This is a genomic window from Streptococcus australis (assembly GCF_015553625.1).
GTDB classification, from domain to species: domain Bacteria; phylum Bacillota; class Bacilli; order Lactobacillales; family Streptococcaceae; genus Streptococcus; species Streptococcus australis_B.
The window spans coordinates 68,448-89,595 of the sequence record NZ_JADNGY010000004.1; the positions used below are offsets into that span (position 1 = coordinate 68,448).

The 21,148-nt window shown below is 42.3% G+C and carries 26 protein-coding genes, 1 pseudogene and 1 riboswitch; of the genes and pseudogenes, 23 read left to right on the forward strand and 4 right to left on the reverse strand.

All coding sequences use genetic code 11. The annotated features are described in order from the left end of the window. Positions 1-58 precede the first annotated feature (58 nt). The gene (gene greA, locus I2D56_RS04505; protein ID WP_006595775.1) at positions 59-541 is read left to right on the forward strand and encodes a transcription elongation factor GreA; all 483 of its coding nucleotides are present in this window, start codon (positions 59-61) and stop codon (positions 539-541) included. 232 nt (positions 542-773) lie between these two features. On the opposite strand, the gene yidC is transcribed toward greA, so the two are convergent. Beyond that, positions 774-1,712, reverse strand: a complete 939-nt coding sequence (yidC, locus tag I2D56_RS04510; protein WP_195348066.1) for a membrane protein insertase YidC — start codon at positions 1,710-1,712, stop codon at positions 774-776. A gap of 78 nt (positions 1,713-1,790) precedes the next feature. Next, the gene (locus I2D56_RS04515; RefSeq protein ID WP_023024118.1) at positions 1,791-2,069 is read right to left on the reverse strand and encodes an acylphosphatase; all 279 of its coding nucleotides are present in this window, start codon (positions 2,067-2,069) and stop codon (positions 1,791-1,793) included. Between the two features lie 73 nt (positions 2,070-2,142). On the opposite strand from I2D56_RS04515, the gene I2D56_RS04520 reads away from it, so the two are divergent. The 14 genes and pseudogenes from I2D56_RS04520 (at position 2,143) to yidD (ending at position 11,532) form a co-directional block, all read left to right on the forward strand. Then, positions 2,143-2,883 carry a TrmH family RNA methyltransferase gene (locus I2D56_RS04520; RefSeq protein ID WP_023024117.1) on the forward strand — a complete coding sequence of 247 codons (741 nt, stop codon included), beginning with the start codon at positions 2,143-2,145 and terminating at the stop codon, positions 2,881-2,883. A gap of 61 nt (positions 2,884-2,944) precedes the next feature. Further along, positions 2,945-3,409: pseudogene (locus I2D56_RS04525) on the forward strand (HDIG domain-containing metalloprotein). Positions 3,410-3,438: 29 nt separating this feature from the next. Beyond that, positions 3,439-4,125 (forward strand): Bax inhibitor-1/YccA family protein, encoded by a 687-nt coding sequence (locus I2D56_RS04530; protein ID WP_129270194.1) that lies wholly within the window; start codon positions 3,439-3,441, stop codon positions 4,123-4,125. 82 nt (positions 4,126-4,207) lie between these two features. Further along, positions 4,208-5,458 (forward strand): diaminopimelate decarboxylase, encoded by a 1,251-nt coding sequence (locus I2D56_RS04535; RefSeq protein WP_154853591.1) that lies wholly within the window; start codon positions 4,208-4,210, stop codon positions 5,456-5,458. A 56-nt stretch (positions 5,459-5,514) separates the two neighbouring features. Further along, a complete protein-coding gene (locus I2D56_RS04540) occupies positions 5,515-5,757 on the forward strand; it encodes a YneF family protein (protein ID WP_006595782.1) in 243 nt (80 codons plus the stop codon). A 79-nt stretch (positions 5,758-5,836) separates the two neighbouring features. After that, complete coding sequence (racE, locus tag I2D56_RS04545; protein ID WP_006595783.1) at positions 5,837-6,631, forward strand: glutamate racemase; 795 nt, start codon at positions 5,837-5,839, stop codon at positions 6,629-6,631. Beyond that, on the forward strand, positions 6,628-7,596 hold the full coding sequence (locus tag I2D56_RS04550; RefSeq protein ID WP_048688311.1) for a nucleoside-triphosphate diphosphatase: 969 nt from the start codon (positions 6,628-6,630) through the stop codon (positions 7,594-7,596). Before racE ends, I2D56_RS04550 begins: the two co-directional genes overlap by 4 nt. After that, on the forward strand, positions 7,581-8,102 hold the full coding sequence (locus I2D56_RS04555) for a metallophosphoesterase (RefSeq protein ID WP_048688308.1): 522 nt from the start codon (positions 7,581-7,583) through the stop codon (positions 8,100-8,102). Before I2D56_RS04550 ends, I2D56_RS04555 begins: the two co-directional genes overlap by 16 nt. Continuing rightward, the gene (cbpB, locus tag I2D56_RS04560) at positions 8,099-8,560 is read left to right on the forward strand and encodes a cyclic-di-AMP-binding protein CbpB (protein ID WP_048715404.1); all 462 of its coding nucleotides are present in this window, start codon (positions 8,099-8,101) and stop codon (positions 8,558-8,560) included. Before I2D56_RS04555 ends, cbpB begins: the two co-directional genes overlap by 4 nt. Further along, entirely contained in the window at positions 8,557-9,288 is a 732-nt protein-coding gene (gene xerD, locus I2D56_RS04565) for a site-specific tyrosine recombinase XerD (protein ID WP_048688302.1), read from the forward strand. Before cbpB ends, xerD begins: the two co-directional genes overlap by 4 nt. After that, entirely contained in the window at positions 9,288-9,998 is a 711-nt protein-coding gene (locus I2D56_RS04570) for a segregation/condensation protein A (RefSeq protein WP_129822382.1), read from the forward strand. The genes xerD and I2D56_RS04570 overlap by 1 nt, the downstream gene beginning before the upstream one ends. Then, complete coding sequence (gene scpB, locus I2D56_RS04575) at positions 9,991-10,560, forward strand: SMC-Scp complex subunit ScpB (protein ID WP_023027150.1); 570 nt, start codon at positions 9,991-9,993, stop codon at positions 10,558-10,560. The genes I2D56_RS04570 and scpB overlap by 8 nt, the downstream gene beginning before the upstream one ends. Next, complete coding sequence (locus I2D56_RS04580; protein WP_023024093.1) at positions 10,550-11,278, forward strand: pseudouridine synthase; 729 nt, start codon at positions 10,550-10,552, stop codon at positions 11,276-11,278. Before scpB ends, I2D56_RS04580 begins: the two co-directional genes overlap by 11 nt. Then, positions 11,278-11,532, forward strand: a complete 255-nt coding sequence (gene yidD, locus I2D56_RS04585) for a membrane protein insertion efficiency factor YidD (protein WP_129822381.1) — start codon at positions 11,278-11,280, stop codon at positions 11,530-11,532. Before I2D56_RS04580 ends, yidD begins: the two co-directional genes overlap by 1 nt. A gap of 78 nt (positions 11,533-11,610) precedes the next feature. Here the strand turns inward: yidD and I2D56_RS04590 are convergent, their stop codons facing one another. Next, positions 11,611-13,071 (reverse strand): TrkH family potassium uptake protein, encoded by a 1,461-nt coding sequence (locus I2D56_RS04590; protein WP_195348067.1) that lies wholly within the window; start codon positions 13,069-13,071, stop codon positions 11,611-11,613. A gap of 3 nt (positions 13,072-13,074) precedes the next feature. Then, positions 13,075-14,430, reverse strand: coding sequence for a Trk system potassium transporter TrkA (trkA, locus tag I2D56_RS04595; protein WP_006595793.1), 1,356 nt, complete (start codon positions 14,428-14,430; stop codon positions 13,075-13,077). 300 nt (positions 14,431-14,730) lie between these two features. Between trkA and I2D56_RS04600 the strand changes: the two genes are divergently transcribed. From I2D56_RS04600 to I2D56_RS04635, 8 genes are all read left to right on the forward strand, one after another. Further along, positions 14,731-15,273, forward strand: coding sequence for a tRNA (cytidine(34)-2'-O)-methyltransferase (locus I2D56_RS04600; protein WP_154853575.1), 543 nt, complete (start codon positions 14,731-14,733; stop codon positions 15,271-15,273). Positions 15,274-15,359: 86 nt separating this feature from the next. Then, positions 15,360-15,515: riboswitch (FMN riboswitch) on the forward strand. 216 nt (positions 15,516-15,731) lie between these two features. After that, the gene (locus tag I2D56_RS04605; RefSeq protein ID WP_154853572.1) at positions 15,732-16,289 is read left to right on the forward strand and encodes an ECF transporter S component; all 558 of its coding nucleotides are present in this window, start codon (positions 15,732-15,734) and stop codon (positions 16,287-16,289) included. Continuing rightward, complete coding sequence (locus I2D56_RS04610; RefSeq protein WP_195348068.1) at positions 16,279-16,929, forward strand: phosphatase PAP2 family protein; 651 nt, start codon at positions 16,279-16,281, stop codon at positions 16,927-16,929. The genes I2D56_RS04605 and I2D56_RS04610 overlap by 11 nt, the downstream gene beginning before the upstream one ends. A gap of 3 nt (positions 16,930-16,932) precedes the next feature. Further along, positions 16,933-17,244, forward strand: a complete 312-nt coding sequence (locus I2D56_RS04615) for an MGMT family protein (protein ID WP_126404689.1) — start codon at positions 16,933-16,935, stop codon at positions 17,242-17,244. 23 nt (positions 17,245-17,267) lie between these two features. After that, a complete protein-coding gene (locus tag I2D56_RS04620) occupies positions 17,268-18,200 on the forward strand; it encodes a TIGR01212 family radical SAM protein (protein ID WP_195348069.1) in 933 nt (310 codons plus the stop codon). A gap of 10 nt (positions 18,201-18,210) precedes the next feature. Further along, the gene (locus tag I2D56_RS04625) at positions 18,211-18,768 is read left to right on the forward strand and encodes a class I SAM-dependent methyltransferase (protein WP_195348070.1); all 558 of its coding nucleotides are present in this window, start codon (positions 18,211-18,213) and stop codon (positions 18,766-18,768) included. Continuing rightward, positions 18,761-19,024 (forward strand): hypothetical protein, encoded by a 264-nt coding sequence (locus I2D56_RS04630; protein ID WP_195348071.1) that lies wholly within the window; start codon positions 18,761-18,763, stop codon positions 19,022-19,024. Before I2D56_RS04625 ends, I2D56_RS04630 begins: the two co-directional genes overlap by 8 nt. A gap of 3 nt (positions 19,025-19,027) precedes the next feature. After that, positions 19,028-21,082: a cation:proton antiporter gene (locus I2D56_RS04635; RefSeq protein WP_195348072.1), complete on the forward strand. Its 2,055-nt coding sequence runs from the start codon at positions 19,028-19,030 to the stop codon at positions 21,080-21,082. Positions 21,083-21,148 lie beyond the last annotated feature (66 nt).

Genomic DNA, 21,148 nt, shown 5'->3' on the forward strand with positions numbered 1-21,148 from the left:
GGATGTGGCATGCCACACCTTTTTAGTTCGAAAAAAATAATAGAAAAGAGAAATAAATATGGCAGAAAAAACCTATCCAATGACCCTTGCTGAAAAGCAAAAGTTAGAACTTGAATTAGAAGAATTGAAATTAGTTCGTCGTCCAGAAGTTGTAGAGCGGATTAAAATTGCTCGTTCATACGGAGACCTTTCAGAAAACAGTGAATACGAAGCAGCTAAAGACGAACAGGCTTTTGTTGAAGGGCAAATCTCCAGCCTAGAAACAAAGATTCGCTATGCTGAAATTGTAGATAGTGATGCTGTCGCTGTTGATGAAGTAGCGATTGGAAAAACAGTCACTGTGCAAGAAATTGGTGAAGACGAAGAAGATGTCTACATCATCGTTGGTTCAGCTGGAGCAGATGCTTTTGCTGGTAAGATATCAAATGAAAGTCCAATTGGTCATGCCTTAATTGGTAAGAAAACAGGGGATACTGTGACGATTGAAACTCCAGCAGGAAGCTACCAAGTGAAAATCTTGAACGTTGAAAAAACAGAATAAAAAGAGAGTGGGACAGAAATCGGTCATTCGTTAGAATTCGATTTCGTCGTTCCACCTCCGCACAGTTGAGTAGGGCTGTAAAAGCTGATGAAAGCAGCGTAGTAGAGCCCACTCAACCACTGCGTCTTGCTCGACAATCCAAAGACAATTGAGAGGCTAGGACTTTTGTCCCAGCCTCTTTTTTTATAGTAATGGAAAAGGCCGAGATATTATCTCAGCCTATTTGTATGTATTAGTTACGGTTGCGTTGTTTTCCAGCATTTCGTTTTTTGTTTCCGTTAGTTGGAAGGGAACGATGAGCGTTGGCTGGATTGGTAGGTGTGATATCCTTTTTAACGCGACGTCCATTGGATGCTGGAGCTTTTGGAGGATTGTTTTTATATTCCTCTGCAACTTGTTTCCGCAATTTTGGACGGATGAGGTAGTTGATGACAAATTGTTGAATAATCTGTACGAAACCACCGACTACCCAGTAGAGAGTGACGCCAGCTGGTGCCATCAAAGAGAAGACTGCAATCATAATTGGGCTTACGAGAGCTGTTTTCTTCATGGTTTCTCTTTGGTTTTCATCTTCGATACCATGGAGAGAAAGCATGCTTTGAATGTAGTAAAGAACAGCAACAACTAAGGTTAAAGCCAGACTTTTTGAACCGAGATCAATGCCAAGGAAACTGCTCTTGTTGACTCCTGGAGTATATTGAGCTGCAAAATAAAGAGCTGAGAAGAATGGCATTTGAATCAACAAGGGCAAGCATCCAATACCGCCGAATGGGCTGACGCCGTTTTCTTTTTGGGCATTCATCAATTCAGAGTTGGCAAGAAGTTTTTCTTCTTGAGTCTCTGCATTTTTGATGCGTTCTTGAATCGGTGCAAAGATCGGTTTGAGGTAGTTCATCTTTTCTGATTGGTAGGTTGCCTTCCAAGATTGATAAATACCTAGAGGGAAGATGATGATTCGAACGATTACGGTTACTAGGATAATCCCTAAACCAAAGCCAAGTCCAAGATCCGTCGCAAAGAAATTGATGGCTTCTCCCATTGGTTTTCCAATGAGATTCCAGACGAAACCGGTCGGTTGTTTGGTCGTCTTGTCAATGCTGACACATCCCGTTAAGAGGAGGAGGGCAGACAAGCTGAGGGCTGCAAGTAGATAACGTTTATATTTTTTCACGAGTTTTTATCCTTTAATTTTAAATAATACCTTTCTATTCTACTGTTTTTTTATCAAATTAACAATAGTTCTCTGGACTTAATTTGAAATTTTAAAATCTTTGTAGGGTTCGAAGTTTGCCAGATGGACGTCCAGATAAGAAACTTTGGAAAAAGGAGTAGGACCTTTTCGTATTTCTTGGATAAATTTGGCCATGAGGGCATTGTCTTCACAGGCGGCAAGGATAGTGACTGTGCCGTCATCATTGTTCCAGACCCGACCTGTAATGCCTCCGATTTCTAATGCTAAGCTATAAACTCCCCAGCGAAAGCCAACACCTTGGACCCGACCTTGGGCTGTCATTTCAACTTTTTGCATGCTTGTTCTCCTTGTGATTGAATTCCTACTCAGGACGGAGAAGCTCCTCCTGTGAATGTGGTATAATAGTCTTATGAATATTATAACCTCTAAGTCCAATAATGGGATTAAAAAAGTTAAAAAACTTCATCAAAAAAAATACAGAACAGACTCCTACCTCATCGAAGGATGGCATCTTTATGAAGAAGCTGTCAATCATCAGGCACCGATTGAACAAGTCTTTGTTTTGGAAGAGTTTGTAGATAAGATCAAGATAGATGCGAAGGTGTCCATCGTATCTCCTGAGGTTTTAGCAGAAATTTCTGATTCAAAAAGTCCTCAAGGAATTGTGGCTGAAGTCAAGATAAATCCGATCCACCATCTTCAGCTGACCCAAGGAAGGTATTTGTTGTTAGAGGATGTCCAAGATCCAGGCAATGTTGGAACCATGATTCGGACTGCTGATGCAGCAGGCTTTGACGGAGTGTTTTTAACCGATCAATCTGCGGATTTGTATAATATGAAAACCTTGCGCTCCATGCAGGGAAGTCATTTTCATCTTCCTGTTATCCGTTTAAACAGAGAGCAACTCTTGACAGGTATTAAAGAGAGCCAGCTCCCCATCTATGCGACCACCTTATCCAAGGACTCCGTTGACTATAAGAAAGTGGAAAAAGTCCCTGCTTTTGTGCTGGTCATGGGGAATGAAGGACAAGGTATTAGTGACCAGATGGCTGAGAAGGCAGATCAGCTGATTCATATCTCGATGCCGGGTCAAGCAGAAAGTCTGAATGTCGCAGTTGCAGCAGGGATTTTAATGTTTTCTATGATTTAAGAAGAGTGAGCTAGTTAGATTTAAGGAGGTAAGACTTGTGTATCAGAAAGATAAAGAATATATGGCTGAAGTGGGGCATTTGATTCAACACCCAAAACTTCAAAAATTAAAGGAAATTCCGCATCATATTCACTCCAATCGTTTGGAGCATTCTATTCATGTTAGCTACACTAGTTACCGCATTTCTAAGAAGATGGGCTGGGATACCAAAAGTACAGCGAGAGGAGCTCTTCTGCACGATCTTTTTTACTATGATTGGCGCCAAGTCAAATTCAATAAGAGCCATGCTTGGGTCCATCCACGAATAGCTGTACGAAATGCAAAAAAGATAACAAGCCTCAATAAAAAAGAAGAGGATATCATCCTCAAACACATGTGGTGATTGACGCTTGCTCCACCACGTTACAAAGAATCTTTCCTCGTGACCATGGTCGATAAGTACTGGGCTATCAAAGAAGCCTCAGAACCAATGAGAAAAAAGTGGTCAAAGAGGAGACTTTTCCATCGAAAAATGTTAAAATTATAATAATTTAAGTTTGAAAGGAATGATTGATTATGAATCAACAAACCGTTATCCACGAACAAAGTGGCCTTAATAGCTTTTATAGCAAAATTTATTCTCTAGTCGGAGTTGGAGTTGGAATCTCAGCTGTTGTATCAGCTTTGATGATGACCCTTTTCCAAGAAACCTTCATGTATATTCTAATTCAGGCTCCATGGGTCTACTATATTGCCATTGCCGTTGAATTGATTTTGGTCCTTGTCGCTTCTAGACAATCGGTGAAAAACAATCCCATGGCCTTGCCTCTCTTTTTAACCTATTCCGCTTTGAATGGTTTTACCTTGAGTTTTATCATTGCTCGCTATGCTCAAGCGACAGTTTATAAAGCTTTTGTAGTCAGTGCCTTGATGTTCTTCATCATGTCAGCGATTAGTCGTGTGACCAAAAAAGACTTGTCTGGAATGGGACGAGCCTTTATGGGAGCCTTGATTGGTATCATCATTGCTTCAATTGCGAATATTTTCTTACAAAGCTCTGGTATGGATTATGTCCTTAGCATCCTTTGTGTGATTATCTTTGCAGGTTTGACTGCTTGGGATAATCAAAAGATTCGTTATGTCTATGAACAATCCAATGGTCAACCAACCAATGGTTGGGTAGTTGCCTTGGCTTTGGAACTTTATCTTGATTTTATCAACTTGTTCATCAATATCTTACGTATTTTTGGACGCAATGATTAATAGAAAGAGCCGGGGAACCGGCTTTTTTTGTTGGAAAACTTGTGATATACTAAAGAAAATTGATAGAAATGAGAATCTTCAAATGAAACGTCCATTTATTAGCAGGGAGAAATTAAAACAAATTACGGAAACCTATCCAACTCCCTTTCACCTATATGATGAAGCTGGTATCCGGCAGACAGCTCGTGCCCTCCATCAAGCTTTTTCTTGGAATCCAGGTTTTAAAGAGTATTTCGCTATCAAAGCGACCCCTAATCCAACCATCCTAAAAATCCTCAAAGAAGAAGGCTGTGGCGTGGACTGTGCTAGCTATGTGGAGCTGCTGATGGCACAAAAATTAGGGTTTACAGGCCAAGAAATTATGTTTTCTTCCAACAATACACCGGCTGAAGAGATGGTCTTTGCCCGTCAACTAGGAGCGACTATCAACTTGGATGCCTACGAAGATGTAGCCTTCCTTCAATCTGTTGCGACACTACCGGAGGTCATCTCTTGTCGCTATAATCCAGGAGGGGTGTTTGAACTGGGAACGGATATCATGGACCATCCTGAAGAGGCTAAGTTTGGCATGACCAAGGAGCAATTGATCCAAGCATTTACGGAGTTGAAAGATTTAGGAGTCAAACGATTTGGGATCCATGCCCTCTTAGCTTCGAATACCGTCTCCAATGATTACTATCCAGAATTGGCTAAGCAATTATTCCAGTTGGCAGTAGAAGTGGTTGAAAAGACAGGGGTTACCTTGGACTTTGTCAATCTCTCCGGTGGGGTTGGAGTGAACTACAAACCAGAAGACCAACCAAATGATATTGCTGTGATTGGGGAGGGTGTTCGTCAGGCTTACGAGGACATTTTAGTTCCAGCAGGCTTAGATCAAGTGAAAATCTATACGGAATTAGGTCGCTTTATGCTAGCACCACATGGCCTATTGGTCACCCATGTCACCCATAAGAAACAGACTTATCGGACCTATCTAGGAGTAGATGCTTCGGCTGTCAACCTCCTCCGTCCCGCTATGTACGGGGCCTACCACCATATTACCAATCTCGATTGTCCAGATGGAGAGACAGAAGTAGTAGATATTGTTGGTAGTTTGTGTGAAAATAATGACAAGTTTGCCAAGAACCGGGAATTTCCTGTTTCTGAGATTGGGGATCTTTTGGTCATCCATGATACAGGAGCGCATGGTTATTCCATGGGCTATCAGTACAATGCCAAGCTCCGCTCTGCGGAGATTTTATTAGAAGAATCGGGCCAAACTCGTCTCATTCGACGGGCCGAAAAACCAGAGGATTACTTTGCAACATTGTATGGCTTTGACTTTGAAAAATAGGGCCTTTTTGGTATAATAGAAAATGTGTAAATATTGAATTTAGGAGAAAAACACTTATGTCTACATTTTTGACAATTTTATTGATTATCCTTGCTTTCTTTGGTGGAATGTTGGCAGGTATGTACCTACTTCGCAAGCAGTTTGAAAAAGAATTTGCATCAAACCCACGTTTGAATGTTGAAGCAGTTCGTACATTGTTGGGAGCTAGTGGTCAACGTCCAAGTGAAGCGAAGGTGCAACAAGTTTACCGTCAAATTCTGAATCAACAAAAAGCATCTTTGAATACGAAGAAGAAATAAAAGCAAAACAGATGACACAATAAAATAAGTAGGGGGACTTTAAGATTTTTCTTGGTCCCTTGTTTTGAAAGGAAGGCAGATGGACAATCGACCAATTGGTTTTTTGGATTCGGGTGTCGGAGGGTTAACCGTTGTTCGCGAATTGATGAGGCAACTTCCCCATGAAGAGGTGGTCTATATTGGTGATTCCGCTAGAGCACCTTATGGCCCGAGACCAGCAGATCAAATTCGTGACTATACTTGGGAGATGGTTCGTTTTCTCCTAACGAAAAATGTGAAGATGATTGTTTTGGCCTGTAATACGGCGACAGCAGTTGTATGGGAAGAGGTGAAAGAAGCCTTGGATATTCCTGTTCTAGGAGTGATTTTGCCAGGAGCTTCCGCAGCGATCAAGGCGACAAAAAGCAAACGAATTGGAGTCATTGGGACCCCAATGACGGTCGCCTCAGATATTTATCGGAAAAAAATTCAAAGCCTGTCACCAGAAATGGCAGTAGAGAGTTTAGCTTGTCCGAAATTTGTCCCTCTGGTTGAATCTAATGAGTTGCAGTCCAGTGTTACAAAAAAAGTTGTCTATGAAACCTTGAAACCTTTGGCTGGGAAAGTAGATACACTGGTTTTGGGATGCACCCATTATCCTCTCCTTCGCCCTATTATTCAAAATGTCATGGGGCCAGAGGTTCAGTTAATTGATAGCGGTGCTGAGTGTGTCCGGGATATCTCGGTCTTGCTCAACTACTTTGAGATTAATCGCAGTCGTCAACTGGAGGACTGCCACCATCAGTTTTATACAACGGCCAATGCAGCCAGTTTTGCAGCGATTGCCAAGACTTGGTTGCATCAAGTCGTTCATGTGGAGCATGTAGAATTATGAACCAAAAGATTTATGAATACAAAGATGCCTTAAATTGGTTTCTAGCTGAATGGGGAGATCGGAGTGACTATAACGAATATAGTGAAGTCTCTTCAGAAGCTTCTGAGCTTGTTGACCTAGTAGAATCACTAGTTGGAGACACAGATTTGGGCTTTCCCCTAAATGTAACGGTTGTTCGTTACGCCTCTAGTTTGCAGTTTTTGACCTTCCTCTTTCAAATCGTTGAGGAAACACTAGGTCGCAAAATTGAAATCGTGCAGCGTCAAGGAGCTCTTCTCATTGTAGAAGGAGAGCAATTACTCTCTGTTTATCTGCCAAAGAATGGTCTTCCACTTGCAGATTTTTTGGGCCAGGAAGGTCTTAAGGATCGCTTGCTAATCGCTACTCGGAATGAAGGAAAAACCAAAGAGTTTCGTCAGATCTTTGAACAAATGGGTTTTGAAGTCGAGAATCTCAATGACTATCCAGATCTTCCAGAAGTCGCTGAAACAGGAATGACTTTCGAAGAAAATGCTCGCCTAAAAGCTGAGACAATTTCACAGCTAACAGGGAAAATGGTGTTGGCAGATGATTCAGGACTCATGGTCGATATCCTTGGGGGCTTACCAGGTGTCTGGTCTGCTCGCTTTGCAGGTGTAGGAGCGACCGACTTAGAGAACAATGCCAAGCTCTTACACGAGTTGGCGATGGTCTTTGAATTGAAGGATCGGTCAGCAAAATTTCATACAACCTTAGTGGTTGCCAGTCCTGGTAAGGAGAGCCTTGTTGTGGAGGCGGATTGGCCAGGATATATCAACTTTGAACCAAAAGGTGAGAACGGGTTTGGCTATGATCCCCTCTTTCTGGTAGGAGAAACAGGTAAGACATCTGCTCAACTAACTCTAGAGGAGAAAAATCAACAATCGCATCGTGCTTTAGCCGTGAAGAAATTAGTGGAGGTATTCCCAGCATGGCAGAACAAGTAATTATCGTCATGAGCGATTCTCATGGCGATCGTCAGATCGTAGAAGAAATCAAAAACCACTATAAAGGAAAGGTCGATGCCATTTTTCACAACGGTGATTCTGAGTTAGAAAGTACCGACCCTGTATGGGAAGGCATTCATGTTGTCAAAGGGAACATGGACTTTTATGGGGAGTACCCCGAACGTCTGGTGACGCAATTGGGTCCTACTCGGATTATTCAAACCCATGGTCATCTTTTCCAAATTAATTTTAGTTTTCAAAAGTTAGATTTGTGGGCCCAGGAAGAAGATGCAGATATCTGCCTCTATGGCCATCTGCATATTCCGGATGCTTGGAAGGAAGGGCGTACCCTTTTTCTGAACCCTGGGTCAGTCAGTTTACCGAGGGGGCCTATTCAAGAGTGCCTCTATGCTAAAGTGGAAATTGATGCAGATTCCTATCGAGTTGAATTTTTAAATCGGAAACACGAGGTCTATGAACCTCTTACAAAGGAGTTTGATCGATGATCGCCAAGGAATTTGAGGAGTTTATTCTCCGAGAAGAAAAGACTTTTTTGACTCCAGCGCGCAATTTAGCTGTTTTGATTGATACGCATAATGTGGATCATGCCATCTTGGTGCTGAGTCAAATTAGCTACACTCGTGTTCCTGTTGTGACCGATCAAATGAAATACGTAGGGACGATTTCTTTAACAGATATTCTTTCTTACCAAATGAAACATGATTATTCTGATGAAGTCTTTTCATCCATGGACATCGTTCATATGACAAAAACGGATGGGGAGCGCCTTGGAAAAGACTATACTGTGACGGAAGTCTTGCATAAGTTGGTAGAGGAATCCTTTCTACCGGTTGTTTCAGAGGATGGAATCTTTGAAGGGATCATCACTCGAAAATCTATTTTAAAAGCCATCAACTCCCTCATGCACAATTTCTCAAATGAATATGAGATGAGGAAAAAATGAAAGAATACATAGCTAGTTTTATCAAAGAAAAAGACTTAAGTGAAAATTCACAGACGGCTTATTCTTATGATTTGGATCAGTTCGTGGATACTGTTCATAACCATGTCTCAGATACCAATCTTCGAATTTATCAAGCTTCGATTAAAGATTTTAAACCAGCTGTTCAAAAACGGAAGCTTTCAGCCGTCAACCAATTTTTGTTTTATCTTTATCAACATCAAGTTATCGAGGATTACCATCGCTTAGTCCTTCCAAAAGTCTCTGTGCCGAAAAGCCACGATCAAGAACTATTGGACTTATCCCTCTTGTGGGAAGGGTCAGAGCTATCCCAAGGGCGCTTGATTGCCCTATTGATTGTCGAGATGGGCTTGTTGCCTAGTGAAATTCTTCAGTTGAAAATCGTTGATATTGAACTGGATTTTCAGGTTTTACGAGTAGGGAAAGAAGGACAGAAACGGGTTTTGCGTATCCCGGATGCACTTCTGGGAGAGTTGACAGATTTGATGACAGGGACTTATTTATTTGATAACAAGGGCAAGGCCTATTCACGTCAGTGGGGCTTCCGTCAATTAGAGTCCTTCCTATTGGAAAAAGGTTTTGAAAATCTTTCGGCGCAATCCTTACGGGAACAATACATTTTAAAACAAAGAGAACAGGGGATGGATCTGTTTAGCATCGCCCGAGAGCTCGGTTTAAAAACCCTAGTAACCCTAGAAAAGTATAAGTAATGGATATTAAAATAAAGGATTTTGAAGGTCCCTTGGATCTTCTCTTACACCTCGTTTCAAAATATCAGATGGATATTTATGAGGTTCCTCTAATTGAGGTGATCGAGCAGTACTTGGCCTATCTGACGACCCTCCAAGCCATGCGCTTAGAGGTTGCTGGTGAATACATGCTGATGGCCAGTCAGTTGACCTTGATTAAGAGTCGGCGTCTCCTTCCAAAAATTGCGGAGCAAGCAACGGATGAAGAAGATTTAGAGCAGGACCTCCTGTCTCAAATCGAAGAGTACAGGAAGTTTAAACTATTGGGTGAAAAGATGGCCCTTCAACACGAGGAGAGAGCCCAGTACTTTTCAAAACCCAAAACGGAATTAGTCTATGATGATGCAGAATTGGTCCATGACAAGACCACGATTGATCTTTTCTTGGCCTTTTCAAAATTGTTAACGAAAAAGAAAGAAGAATTTCGACAAAATCATACGACCATTGTTCGAGACGAGTATAAAATTGAAGACCTGATGAATGTTGTTCGTCACTTGTGTCAGCCTGGTAAGAGAATCTTGCTACAAGATATTTTTGAGGAAGCCAAGGATGTCAACGAACTGATTACAGTCTTTTTGGCGACTTTGGAATTAATTAAAGTACAAGAAGTTAAGGCTCTTCAAGAAGAACCATTTGGAGATATTATTTTAGTAGGATTAAAGAATGAGTAAAATTGCAGAGATGGAGGCCCTCTTGTTTGTTGCAGGAGAAGATGGTTTAACAGTGAGGCAGATTGCAGACCTCCTATCCCTTCCTCCTACAGGAGTGATTCAAAGTTTAGAAAAACTGGCCCAAAAGTATGAGCAGGATCAGGATTCTTGTATGGCTTTGTTGGAGACAGCGTCAACTTATAAATTAGTGACCAAGTCCCAATATGCAGAGCTGTTACGCGAGTATTCAAAGTCGCCAATGAACCAAAGTCTCTCTCGTGCCGCCTTAGAAACTCTATCTATCATTGCTTATAAACAACCGATAACTCGGATTGAAGTCGATGATATTCGTGGAGTGAACTCTAGTGGGGCCATTTCAAAATTACTTTCTTTTGAGTTGATTCGAGAAGATGGGAAGAAGGAAGTCATTGGGAGACCCAATCTCTATGTGACGACAGATTACTTTTTGGATTACATGGGGATTAACCATTTAGACGAGCTACCAATTGTTGAAGAGACTGAGTTAATCGGTCAAGAAAGCCAATTATTTACAGAAAGAACTGAGGAAATTGATGAGAATTAACAAATATATTGCTCATGCTGGTGTCGCAAGTCGCCGCAAAGCAGAGGAATTGATTAAGCAAGGCCTTGTCACTGTAAATGGTCAAGTAGTGCGCGAATTGGCGACGACGATCAAGTCGGGGGACAAGGTAGAAGTAGAAGGACAACCAATCTACAACGAAGAGAAGGTTTACTACCTCTTAAATAAACCAAGAGGGGTCATTTCCAGTGTATCCGACGATAAAGGGAGACCAACTGTTATTGATTTGCTACCTCAAGTCAAGGAACGGATTTATCCTGTCGGTCGTTTGGACTGGGATACTTCTGGTGTCCTGATTTTGACCAATGACGGTGATTTTACGGATGAAATGATTCATCCGCGTAATGAGATTGATAAGGTTTATGTTGCGCGTGTGAAGGGCTTGGCGAATAAAGAAAACTTGCGTCCCTTGACACGTGGTGTGACCATTGATGGGAAAAAAACCAAGCCAGCAACCTACGAGATTCTAAAAGTTGACCCAGAAAAGAATCGCTCAGTTGTCCAATTGACCATCCATGAAGGGCGCAATCACCAAGTCAAGAAGATGTTTGAAGCTGTTGGCCTTTTGGTGGATAAATTGTCTCGAACCCAATTTGGAAATCTAGACGTTTCTGGACTTCGCCCTGGTGAATACCGCCGACTCAATAAGAAAGAAATCAGCCAATTGCATACTCTTGCGGTGACAAAGACGAAAAAATAATGAAGAAATGTGCAATTGGACTTGTTCGTCTCTATCAACGCCTTCTTTCGCCCCTCTTTCCGCCTTCCTGTCGCTATAATCCTACCTGTTCCAACTATATGATTCAGGCTATTGAACGGCATGGTTTGAAAGGGATTCTGATGGGGCTTGCTCGGATTCTTCGTTGCCATCCCTGGAGCAAGACTGGAGTAGATCCAGTTCCAGATTATTTCAGTCTGAGGAGCCACCTAGAAGAAGAGAAAAGCGAAAATTAAGTTAGAGCAAACTTTTATAAGAAGTCTCACTCAGAGCAAAGAAAAAAGTTTTGGAAATTCTCCAAAACTTTTTGTTTTTTAGCGATCTGACCAAGTGCGATGCATAAAGAGCAGTAACATCGGGTAGATTTCTAACCGTCCTGCAATCATGGCAATTGATAGTAAGAATTTAGAGATGGGGCTAAAGATAGCGAAGGTATCCGTTGTCCCAATCATCGGTCCGATATTGTTAAAGCAACTAAAGACTGCACTGACAACCGTCATAAAATTGTTGCTGTCAAAGCTGACAACCGCAATGAGGGCGATGGTAATCAAGGTATAGACCACGAAGTATTTTAAGATTTTGTGCTGGGTATCCTTGTCTAAAGATGAACCATTGATATGAAGAGTCATCACCCGATTGGGTGATAGCATGGAACGAATTTGATTCTTCCCGATCCGAGCTAGAATTAAGCAGCGGATCACTTTTAGTCCACCGGCCGTTGATCCTGCGGATCCACCAACCACCATGAGCATGAGAAGGAGGAACTGAGAAAAGAGCGGCCAATCAACAGTATTGCCAAAACCAAATCCAGTCGTGGTAATGACATTGGAGACTTGGAAAAAGGACATTTCAAAACTATCTGCAAAATTATGATAGAGATGGAAAATGTTGCAGGCAATCAGAAGGGAAGAAACCCCGACAATCATCAGGTAGGTGCGAAGTTCTTCATCGCCTAAGAAGGCTTTGAACTTGCGAAGCATGATGTAGTAATAAAGGTTAAAATTGACCCCAAAGACCAAGACTCCAAAGCTGACCAAATAGGTGATGAGGGTCGAATGGTAGTGAGCAATCCCGTCATTGAAGACGGTGAACCCACCAGTACCAGCAGTCCCCATAGCAATGATAAAGCTATCATAAAGAGGCATGCCAGCACAGAAGTAGATCACGACAAAGAGGAAGAAGAGGGCCAAATAGAGGTAATAAAGGATTTGAGCTGTGTTCTTCAATTTGGATACAATTTTACCAAATACGGGACCAGGCACTTCTGCTTTCATCACTTCGAGGTGGCTGTTCTTGTTATTGTCCATAATAGCTAGGGCAAAGACCAGCACCCCCATCCCTCCGATTAAGTGGGTGAAACTACGCCAGAAAAGAAGGGAAGGACTGAGGACGGAGACGTCATTTAAAATGGTTGCCCCTGTAGTCGTAAAACCAGAGCTAACTTCGAAAAATGCATCAATGATGTTTGGGATTTGTCCTGAAAAGACAAAAGGAAGAGCACCAAAGAAGGACCAGAGGATCCAACACAAAGCCACAATCAGAACGCCTTCCTTGGCATAGATGTGAAAATCTTTGGGTTTGAAAAAGGAACCAATGCCTCCCAATACAAGGAGGATGGCAATGGTTGCAAATAGGGAGATAAAGACAGTCGGGCTATCCTTGACAACAAAATCGTTCTTTAGATTGAGAAGTGCAACCACAATCGGCACACAGAGCAACATGGCTTCAATCAGAAGGAGTTTTGCTAAAAGGTAGCGAATCATACTTTTGTTCATGGCTTACCCCTCTAACAAATCATAGATTTTAGTGATGTTGCTGATTAGGGTAGTAACGATAATGCGATCCCCTATCAAAAGATGGTCATCTCCAGTTGGGAAAATAGCTTTCCCGTTTCGAATAATGGCTGCGATGAGAACACCTTTTTTCAATTTCAGTTGTGCCAAAGGTTTGCCCGTCATTTTGTTTTCTTCGCGAATCTGGAATTGAAGGGTCTCGATTTGACCGTTGGCGACGTGGTGCAAGGCTTCAAGATTAGAATAGCGGGCATTATAGCGACCACGAATGAAGTGCATGATGGTGTCCACCGCAATTCCTTTGGGTGTCACAATACTTGAAAAATCTTGCCGATCAATAATTTCCAGCAGGCTAGTTCGGTTGACCTTGGTAATATTCTTTTGAACACCTACGCTATTTAGGAACATAGAAGCGATAATGTTTTCTTCATCGACCCCTGTTAGTGTCGCCACGGCATCAAAGTTACCTGCGCGCTCTTCCATTAGAATATCTTTTGATGTCCCATCTCCTTGGATAACATAGAGATCAGGGAATTCTTGACTAAACCATTCTGCTCGTTTTTGATCGATTTCAATGACTTTTAAGTCGATCTTCCGTTTGCTATTTTCCAAAATATTTAGGAGATAGTAGGAAATCTTACCAGCTCCGATCAGGAGGAGACTTTTAACAACCTGAGGACGAATGCTATTGTGGAAATTCACAATTTCCACTCGATTTCCCGTCATAAAAATCTTATCAAAGGCTTGTAAAGTGAAGTCCCCATCTGGAATCGTTAACTGACCTTGTCGTTCGATGGCACAGATAATAATGTTTCCATATTTCTTTCTGAATTGAGAAAGGGTCATCTGGCAGAGTGGGCTTTCCTCTTTGATCTTAAATTCCATAAAAGCGACTCGTCCACCAGCAAAGTGCTCAACAGACAAGGCATTTGGGAAATCAATGCTATTAGCAATGTAGCGAGCAGCTAGAAGTTCAGGATTGACGACTAGGGAGAAGCCGAGAATATTTTTTTCTTTAAAATAAGAATTTGAATATTCGGGATTGCGGACGCGGACAACGGTCTCTTTAGCTCCCATTTTCTTGGCCAGGACGGCAGAAACCATGTTGACTTCGTCTTGCTCTGTCAGGGCGACAAAGATGTCACAGTCGGCCACATCTGCTTGTTCGAGAATCTTAAAGTTGGCACCATTGCCAACAATACCAATGATATCGTAGCGTTTGGTAATATGATTAACAACGGCTTCATCTTGTTCAATCAAGATGACATCGTGATTTTCCGCGACGAGGGAACGACAGAGTGCTGTTCCGACCTTACCGCCTCCAACTACAATAATTTTCATGAATATTTCCTCCAAAGTATGATTCTATCTTACTCTATTTTCAAAAAAAAATCACCTCTTAATAGTGGAAACAGGGCATAAAGAGCCAGATTCTCTTCAATACATGAAAGAGAATGTAAAAAAGTGAAATTTTTTTATCGAAATAGTTGACAGGAGGCATGAAAGTGGTATACTGATACAGTAACCTCATTGATTTACCTCAAACCTGTTGTGAGTTAAGTTAATGAAGTCGTAACCACGCTGTTTGCTGAGCTTGACTCCGGGCAGTGTGGCTATTTTTTTGCCAGAAATGAGATCGTGATGAATATTGAAGAATTAGCTTACACAGAAACCAAATCCCAAAACCATGTAGTTCTTTACCAACCTCAAATTCCCCAAAATACTGGGAATATCGCTCGCACTTGTGCAGCTACCAATGCTCCTCTCCATATCATCCGTCCCATGGCTTTTCCTATTGATAATCGAAAGATGAAACGTGCGGGACTGGATTATTGGGATAAGTTAGATGTTCGCTTTTACGACAGCTTGGATGAGTTTATGGAGGTTGCAACTGGAGGAAAGGTCCACCTGGTTTCAAAATTTGCTGATCAGACCTATTCGAATGTAAATTATAATGATAATTTAGAACATTATTTCATCTTTGGTCGTGAGGACAAAGGCTTACCAGAGGATTTTATGCGGCTCCATGCTGAAAAGGCAATTCGGATTCCGATGAATGATGAACATGTTCGAAGCTTGAATGTCTCCAATACTGTTTGTATGATTGTCTATGAAGCCCTCAGACAACAGGAGTTTGCAGGCTTAGAGCTGGTCCATCAGTATGATGGAGATAAGTTGAAGTAGGGCAAATGCTCTTTACAAAAGTCCACTTGTTGTAACTTTTGATATTACAAAACACTTGCAATAGCAGGTGTTTTTTGTTATGATTAAGGGGTCTTCAGGGCAGGGTGTAATTCCCGACCGGCGGTGACTTTTACTAGGAAATGGTCTTTTCCTTTTCCATACTCTAAAAGAAGTCCGCGAGCGTAAGCTGATGTGGTGCGATTCCACAACCGACAGTATAGTCTGGATGGGAGAAGACGAGAGAGGAACAAACCTGTTCTTTTTGACGCTGGACTTGATAGAAATTTTGTTGATTTTATAAGAAATCAGTCTTCGAGCTTTTTTCTTGTAGCATCTTGACATCATTAGTCAAGTATTAAGGAACTGTTTAAGTTTTCTTTAAAACGATTGAAATAGAATAAGGTTAAGGGAATCTTTCCAACTTCTTCTAATTTTAGTAAAAATTGGAGGAACCTGTGATGACAAATACTCGAAAACTGACCCTAGTGGCTGTTTTATCTGCACTTTCTTTTCTATTGATGTTTTATCAACTATCAATAGGGATTGATTTTTTAAAGGTTGACTTTAGTACGATTCCAATCTTACTCGCCTTAGTTCTGTTAGATTTGAAGAGCTCATTTCTGGTACTGGTGATTCGATCTGTTCTCAAATTGGTACTAAATGGGCGAGGAGCGGAGACTTTGGTTGGCTTGCCGATTAATATGATTGCTGTATTCGTCTTTGTTCTAGCATTTGCAATCATTTGGAATCAGAAGAAAACCATAGTGCGGTTTGTGATGGCTAGCCTATTTGGAACCATTGGCTTAACCCTTTCCATGCTTCTGGTTAATTACTTTTATGCCATCCCTCTCTATGCTAAATTTGTTGGATTTGACATAGCGAAGATGGTCGGAGTTGAAAAGTATCTTCTCAGTATGGTTGTTCCCTTTAATCTAATAGAAGGACTGATTTGGGCTGCTACTTTCTGGTTGCTCTATAGTGTCTTGCAGCCCCTACTTAAAATCTATGAAAAATAAACAATCTCATTTTCTAAAGGGCTCTTTTGCCCTTTTGTTATTCATGATTCTGGGCTATGTAGTCAAATTTTATCCGGAAAATTTAGTCGGAATCGATCAACCGATTCAATCGGCTATTCGCGGGGATTTTCCAGCCTATTTGACAGCCTTCTTTACCCGTGTGACAGTGCTGATGAACACACCAATTGTCGCATCCTGGGTTGGCGTTATCGTTCTCTTCTTTGTCTGGAAGAAATGGTATGCGGAGGCCCTCCTCCTCACTGGAAGTTTAGTTACAACTGGATTACTCGTGGTGATTCTGAAACACATCTATCTGCGCCCGCGTCCAGCACTTCAACACTTGGTACAAGAGGGTGGCTATTCTTTTCCGAGTGGTCACTCTTTAGCAGCCACCCTCGTATTTGGTAGTTTGATTATTATTGTAGAACAACGCATGACCTCTCAAGTCGGAAAAGTCCTGGCTCAGATTGCCCTCTTCCTTTGTATGGTAACCATTGTTGTATCTCGTGTCTACGTTGGGGTTCATTACCCGACAGACGTAACAGGAAGTATGCTTTTGGGATTTGGTCTGTTGCAAATGGTCTTTCCTTATTACGACCGTTTGCGTTTTGAATGGCGCTTTAAGAGTAAGCAGAAGTAAAGCATGAACGATTTATTTGAAGAAAAGGTCCTAAGGGTCGTTGCTCAGATTCCCCTGGGATGTGTGGCCACTTATGGTCAAATTGCCCAACTCATTGGCTATCCTCGCCACGCCCGCCAGGTCGGCAAGGTCTTGGCAACTTCTACAAAAGATGTAGCCTATCCTTGTCACCGGGTCGTGACGTCTACTGGTCGCTTGGCTCCTGATTGGGAAGAGCAAGGCACGCTTCTCTGGGCAGAAGGGGTAGAACGGAAAAAGAATGGCTGTGTCGATCTTAAGAAATACAAATGGAAAGCAGAGGAGACTCAACTTTGAGTTCACTCTGCTTTTTTGCTATAATGAGGGGTATGAAATCCTATACGACCTTAAATGATTATTACCGAACCTTATTTGGAGAAAAGACCTTCAAAGTCCCAATCGATGCGGGCTTTGACTGTCCCAATCGTGATGGAACTGTTGCTCGAGGGGGCTGTACTTTTTGTACAGTTTCTGGCTCTGGGGATGCCATCGTAGCACCAGATGCCCCTATTCGGGATCAGTTTTACAAAGAAATTGATTTTATGCACCGCAAATGGCCCGACGTCAAAAAGTATTTGGTCTATTTTCAAAATTTCACTAATACGCATGAATCCGTCGATGTCATTCGGGAGCGCTATGAGCAAGCCATCAATGAACCAGGTGTCGTAGGGATTAACATCGGGACACGACCAGACTGCTTGCCGGATGAAACGTTGGCCTATCTAGCAGAATTGACAGAGCGCATGCATGTGACTATTGAGCTGGGTTTGCAGACGACCTATGAAACGACATCTGAATTGATCAACCGAGCCCATAGCTATGAACTCTATGTGGAAACGGTGAAGCGGATTCGCCAACAGGTCCCTAAGGCAGAGATTGTTTCACATTTAATCAACGGTCTTCCTGGGGAGACGCATGAGATGATGGTGGAGAATGTCCGCCGTTGTGTAACAGACAACGATATCCAGGGCATTAAATTGCACCTGCTCCATCTCATGACCAATACCCGGATGCAACGAGACTACCATGAAGGGCGCTTGCAATTGATGAGTCAGGAGGAATACGTGTCGGTCATCTGTGACCAACTGGAGATCATTCCCAAGGAGATCGTCATCCACAGGATTACAGGAGATGCTCCACGCGAAATGCTGATAGGACCGATGTGGAGTCTCAATAAGTGGGAAGTTCTGAATGCCATTGAAGCTGAGATGCGTCGCCGTAGAAGTGTTCAAGGTTGTAAAGTAGGAAAATAGGAGGAGCAGCATGTTGCGACCATTAGAGATGGCCCATGATTTTCTTAGGGAGATCATTACAGATCAAGATACTGTGGTTGATGCGACCATGGGAAATGGGCATGATACCCTTTTCTTGGCAAAATTAGCCAAAGAAGTCTATGCATTTGATATTCAAGAGCAGGCCTTGGTCCAAACGCAAAAGCGTTTGGAAGAAGCAGGTCTTTCCAATGCCCACCTTCTGTTAAAGGGGCATGAAGAAGTAGATCACTATGTAAAGCAGGTCAAGGCGGCTATCTTCAACTTAGGCTATCTTCCTTCAGCAGACAAGTCGATTATTACCCAGCCTAAAACAACGATCCAAGCCATTGATAAACTCTGTCACTGCTTGATCAAGGGAGGGCGAATAGCCATTATGATCTATTATGGTCATGAGGGTGGGGACCTAGAAAAAGATGCTGTCTTGGAGTTTGTCTCCCAACTTCCTCAACAAGAATTTACGGTCACTACTTACCGGACCCTGAACCAGATCAACCATCCCCCATTTTTGGTCATGATCGAAAAATTAGAAAGTTATCGCCATGGATAAAGAATTTTTAAAAAATAAAATTGATGCTCTTCGTCACGATTTTGTGGAGTCAACGTCTCATGAACGTGCCGTTGGTTTTTTAGATGAAGCACGGATGAGCAAAAAGATGATCAAAATCAAGAAGAAGCTGGTCTCTCTTGAAATGGAACGTAGCCAGAAGAAAATTGAGCACAAGGATCTGACAAAGATTGATCAAAAGATCCAAGAACAAAAGCAACTCTTTGAGGACTGTTGTAACCAACGATCAGGAGGATAAGGGATGGAGATTCTTGTATACGCCATTGTCTTTTCCTTGATCCTGATTGTCTCCAATGCGACCAATAAGTTGATTCCGACCTTGCCCCTCCCTTTGATCCAGATATTATTGGGGATTGGGATTGGCTTTCTCTTACCCAATTCGGAGTACCACTTAGATACCGAGCTCTTTTTAGCCTTGGTTATTGGACCGCTCCTCTTTCGAGAGGCAGAAGAAGCAGACATTACCTCGATTCTGAAGCACTGGCGCATTATCGCCTTTTTAATCTTCCCAGTTATTTTTATTTCGACCCTTAGCTTGGGGTGGTTGGCCCATCTCTTGTGGCTAGGAATTCCACTAGCGGCCTGTATGGCAGTAGGGGCAGCACTCGGGCCGACTGATTTGGTGGCTTTTGCCTCCCTTTCGGAACGCTTTACCTTTCCAAAACGAATCTCCAACATTCTAAAAGGAGAGGGCTTGCTCAATGATGCTTCAGGTTTGGTTGCCTTTCGTATGGCTCTAGCTGCATGGACCACTGGAGTCTTTTCCTTGGGCCAAGCTAGTTGGGACTTGGTCGTCTCTATTTTAGGAGGGTTTGCGGTCGGGATTGTGACAGCTGCTGTCAACCGTGGGCTTCAAAAATTACTGCTCAGTGTTCGGGCAACGGATATTGCCAGTGAACTCATTTTAGAATTGAGTCTCCCCTTACTGACCTTCTTTATCGCAGAAGAGATCCATGTATCAGGGATTATTGCGGTTGTCGTGGCTGGGATCCTAAAGGCTAGTCGGTTTAAGAAAATTACCCTACTAGAAGCCAAGGTGGATACGGTCACGCATACGGTATGGAATACAGTCAATTTTGTCCTCAATGGGTCTGTCTTTGTCCTCTTGGGGATGGAGCTGGAGATGATTTCTGAGCCAATTTTGAGGACTCCCTTTTACAACAATCTGCTCTTGATTGTGACTGTTCTCTTATTGACGGGGCTCTTGTTCCTGATTCGCTTTTTGATGGTGTATGGATTTTATTGGTATCGGGGCTTCCGATTAAAAAAATCCATTGACAAGTATCTGAAAGATGCCCTCTTGTTGACCTTTTCAGGGGTCAAAGGAACAGTGTCCATTGCGACCATTCTCTTGATACCGACGCATCTAGAAGCAGAATATCCAGTTCTCTTGTTTTTAGTAGCAGGGGTCACCTTGTGTAGTTTCTTAATCGGACTTCTCGTCCTCCCAAAACTATCCGAGGACAAAGAGGAATCCAATGATCATTTGATGCATATTGCTATCTTGAATGATGTCGTCATGCTATTGGAGAAAGAGTTGACGGTGACCAAGCAGAAGGGACCTCTCTATGCGGCGATTGATAATTATCATGGACGGATAGAAAATATGATTCTCAGTCAGGAGGATAAGGCGACTCAAAGAGACTGGGAACAACTAAAACTCCTTATTCTTAGTATTGAGAACGATGGCTTGGAACAGGCTTATGAAGAAGGAAAGATTCGAGATAGAAGTTACCATGTCTACCAACGTTATCTTCGATCCATGGAGCAGAAGGTCAACCGCAATCTGTCATCACGCCTGACCTATTATTTCTTGGTGCTCTTCCGCCTGCTCCGCCTGCTGTTGCACGAGCTTGTGACCTTTGGATCCGGTATTCGGGCATGGAAAAACGGAGAGAATTACAAGCTCGAAGCCATTGACTATGACCAGATCGCTGCCTTGTATCTGGCCAATACGGAAATCATTATCGAGAGTTTGGAAAACCTAAAAGGGATTTATCGGAGTACCTTGATTTCCTTCCTTCAAGAATCTCGTCTGCGGGAAACATCGTTGATTACCAGTGGTGCTTTTGTAGAGCGGGTTATCAATCGCATCAAGCCTAATAATATTGACGAGATGCTAAGAGGCTATTACTTAGAAAGAAAATTGATTTTCGAATATGAGGAGCAGCACTTGATTTCGGCTAAGTATGCGCGTCGCATGCGCCAAAATGTCAACGAATTGGAAAACTATTCCTTAAGAGAAAGTGCCAATACTCTTCCTTATGACATGATCAATTATGCTCGGAATCGGTAAACGTGAGTTTCCGCTTTAATAGAAGAAAAGAGATTGGTGATGCTTGTCCCAATCTCTTTGTTTTGT

Excerpts from the sequence above, each read along its gene's own strand:
- scpB (WP_023027150.1), top strand. The coding sequence starts at position 9,991 with ATGAGTAAAATTGCAGAGATGGAGGCCCTCTTGTTTGTTGCAGGAGAA.
- I2D56_RS04570 (WP_129822382.1), top strand. The coding sequence starts at position 9,288 with ATGGATATTAAAATAAAGGATTTTGAAGGTCCCTTGGATCTTCTCTTA.
- cbpB (WP_048715404.1), top strand. The coding sequence starts at position 8,099 with ATGATCGCCAAGGAATTTGAGGAGTTTATTCTCCGAGAAGAAAAGACT.
- I2D56_RS04635 (WP_195348072.1), top strand. The coding sequence starts at position 19,028 with ATGGAGATTCTTGTATACGCCATTGTCTTTTCCTTGATCCTGATTGTC.
- I2D56_RS04600 (WP_154853575.1), top strand. The coding sequence starts at position 14,731 with ATGAATATTGAAGAATTAGCTTACACAGAAACCAAATCCCAAAACCAT.
- xerD (WP_048688302.1), top strand. The coding sequence starts at position 8,557 with ATGAAAGAATACATAGCTAGTTTTATCAAAGAAAAAGACTTAAGTGAA.
- yidD (WP_129822381.1), top strand. The coding sequence starts at position 11,278 with ATGAAGAAATGTGCAATTGGACTTGTTCGTCTCTATCAACGCCTTCTT.
- I2D56_RS04520 (WP_023024117.1), top strand. The coding sequence starts at position 2,143 with ATGAATATTATAACCTCTAAGTCCAATAATGGGATTAAAAAAGTTAAA.
- I2D56_RS04620 (WP_195348069.1), top strand. The coding sequence starts at position 17,268 with ATGAGGGGTATGAAATCCTATACGACCTTAAATGATTATTACCGAACC.
- racE (WP_006595783.1), top strand. The coding sequence starts at position 5,837 with ATGGACAATCGACCAATTGGTTTTTTGGATTCGGGTGTCGGAGGGTTA.
- I2D56_RS04610 (WP_195348068.1), top strand. The coding sequence starts at position 16,279 with ATGAAAAATAAACAATCTCATTTTCTAAAGGGCTCTTTTGCCCTTTTG.
- I2D56_RS04530 (WP_129270194.1), top strand. The coding sequence starts at position 3,439 with ATGAATCAACAAACCGTTATCCACGAACAAAGTGGCCTTAATAGCTTT.
- I2D56_RS04515 (WP_023024118.1), bottom strand. The coding sequence starts at position 2,069 with ATGCAAAAAGTTGAAATGACAGCCCAAGGTCGGGTCCAAGGTGTTGGC.
- greA (WP_006595775.1), top strand. The coding sequence starts at position 59 with ATGGCAGAAAAAACCTATCCAATGACCCTTGCTGAAAAGCAAAAGTTA.
- I2D56_RS04630 (WP_195348071.1), top strand. The coding sequence starts at position 18,761 with ATGGATAAAGAATTTTTAAAAAATAAAATTGATGCTCTTCGTCACGAT.
- I2D56_RS04540 (WP_006595782.1), top strand. The coding sequence starts at position 5,515 with ATGTCTACATTTTTGACAATTTTATTGATTATCCTTGCTTTCTTTGGT.
- I2D56_RS04580 (WP_023024093.1), top strand. The coding sequence starts at position 10,550 with ATGAGAATTAACAAATATATTGCTCATGCTGGTGTCGCAAGTCGCCGC.
- I2D56_RS04550 (WP_048688311.1), top strand. The coding sequence starts at position 6,628 with ATGAACCAAAAGATTTATGAATACAAAGATGCCTTAAATTGGTTTCTA.
- I2D56_RS04615 (WP_126404689.1), top strand. The coding sequence starts at position 16,933 with ATGAACGATTTATTTGAAGAAAAGGTCCTAAGGGTCGTTGCTCAGATT.
- I2D56_RS04590 (WP_195348067.1), bottom strand. The coding sequence starts at position 13,071 with ATGAACAAAAGTATGATTCGCTACCTTTTAGCAAAACTCCTTCTGATT.
- I2D56_RS04625 (WP_195348070.1), top strand. The coding sequence starts at position 18,211 with ATGTTGCGACCATTAGAGATGGCCCATGATTTTCTTAGGGAGATCATT.
- I2D56_RS04535 (WP_154853591.1), top strand. The coding sequence starts at position 4,208 with ATGAAACGTCCATTTATTAGCAGGGAGAAATTAAAACAAATTACGGAA.
- I2D56_RS04605 (WP_154853572.1), top strand. The coding sequence starts at position 15,732 with ATGACAAATACTCGAAAACTGACCCTAGTGGCTGTTTTATCTGCACTT.
- I2D56_RS04555 (WP_048688308.1), top strand. The coding sequence starts at position 7,581 with ATGGCAGAACAAGTAATTATCGTCATGAGCGATTCTCATGGCGATCGT.
- trkA (WP_006595793.1), bottom strand. The coding sequence starts at position 14,430 with ATGAAAATTATTGTAGTTGGAGGCGGTAAGGTCGGAACAGCACTCTGT.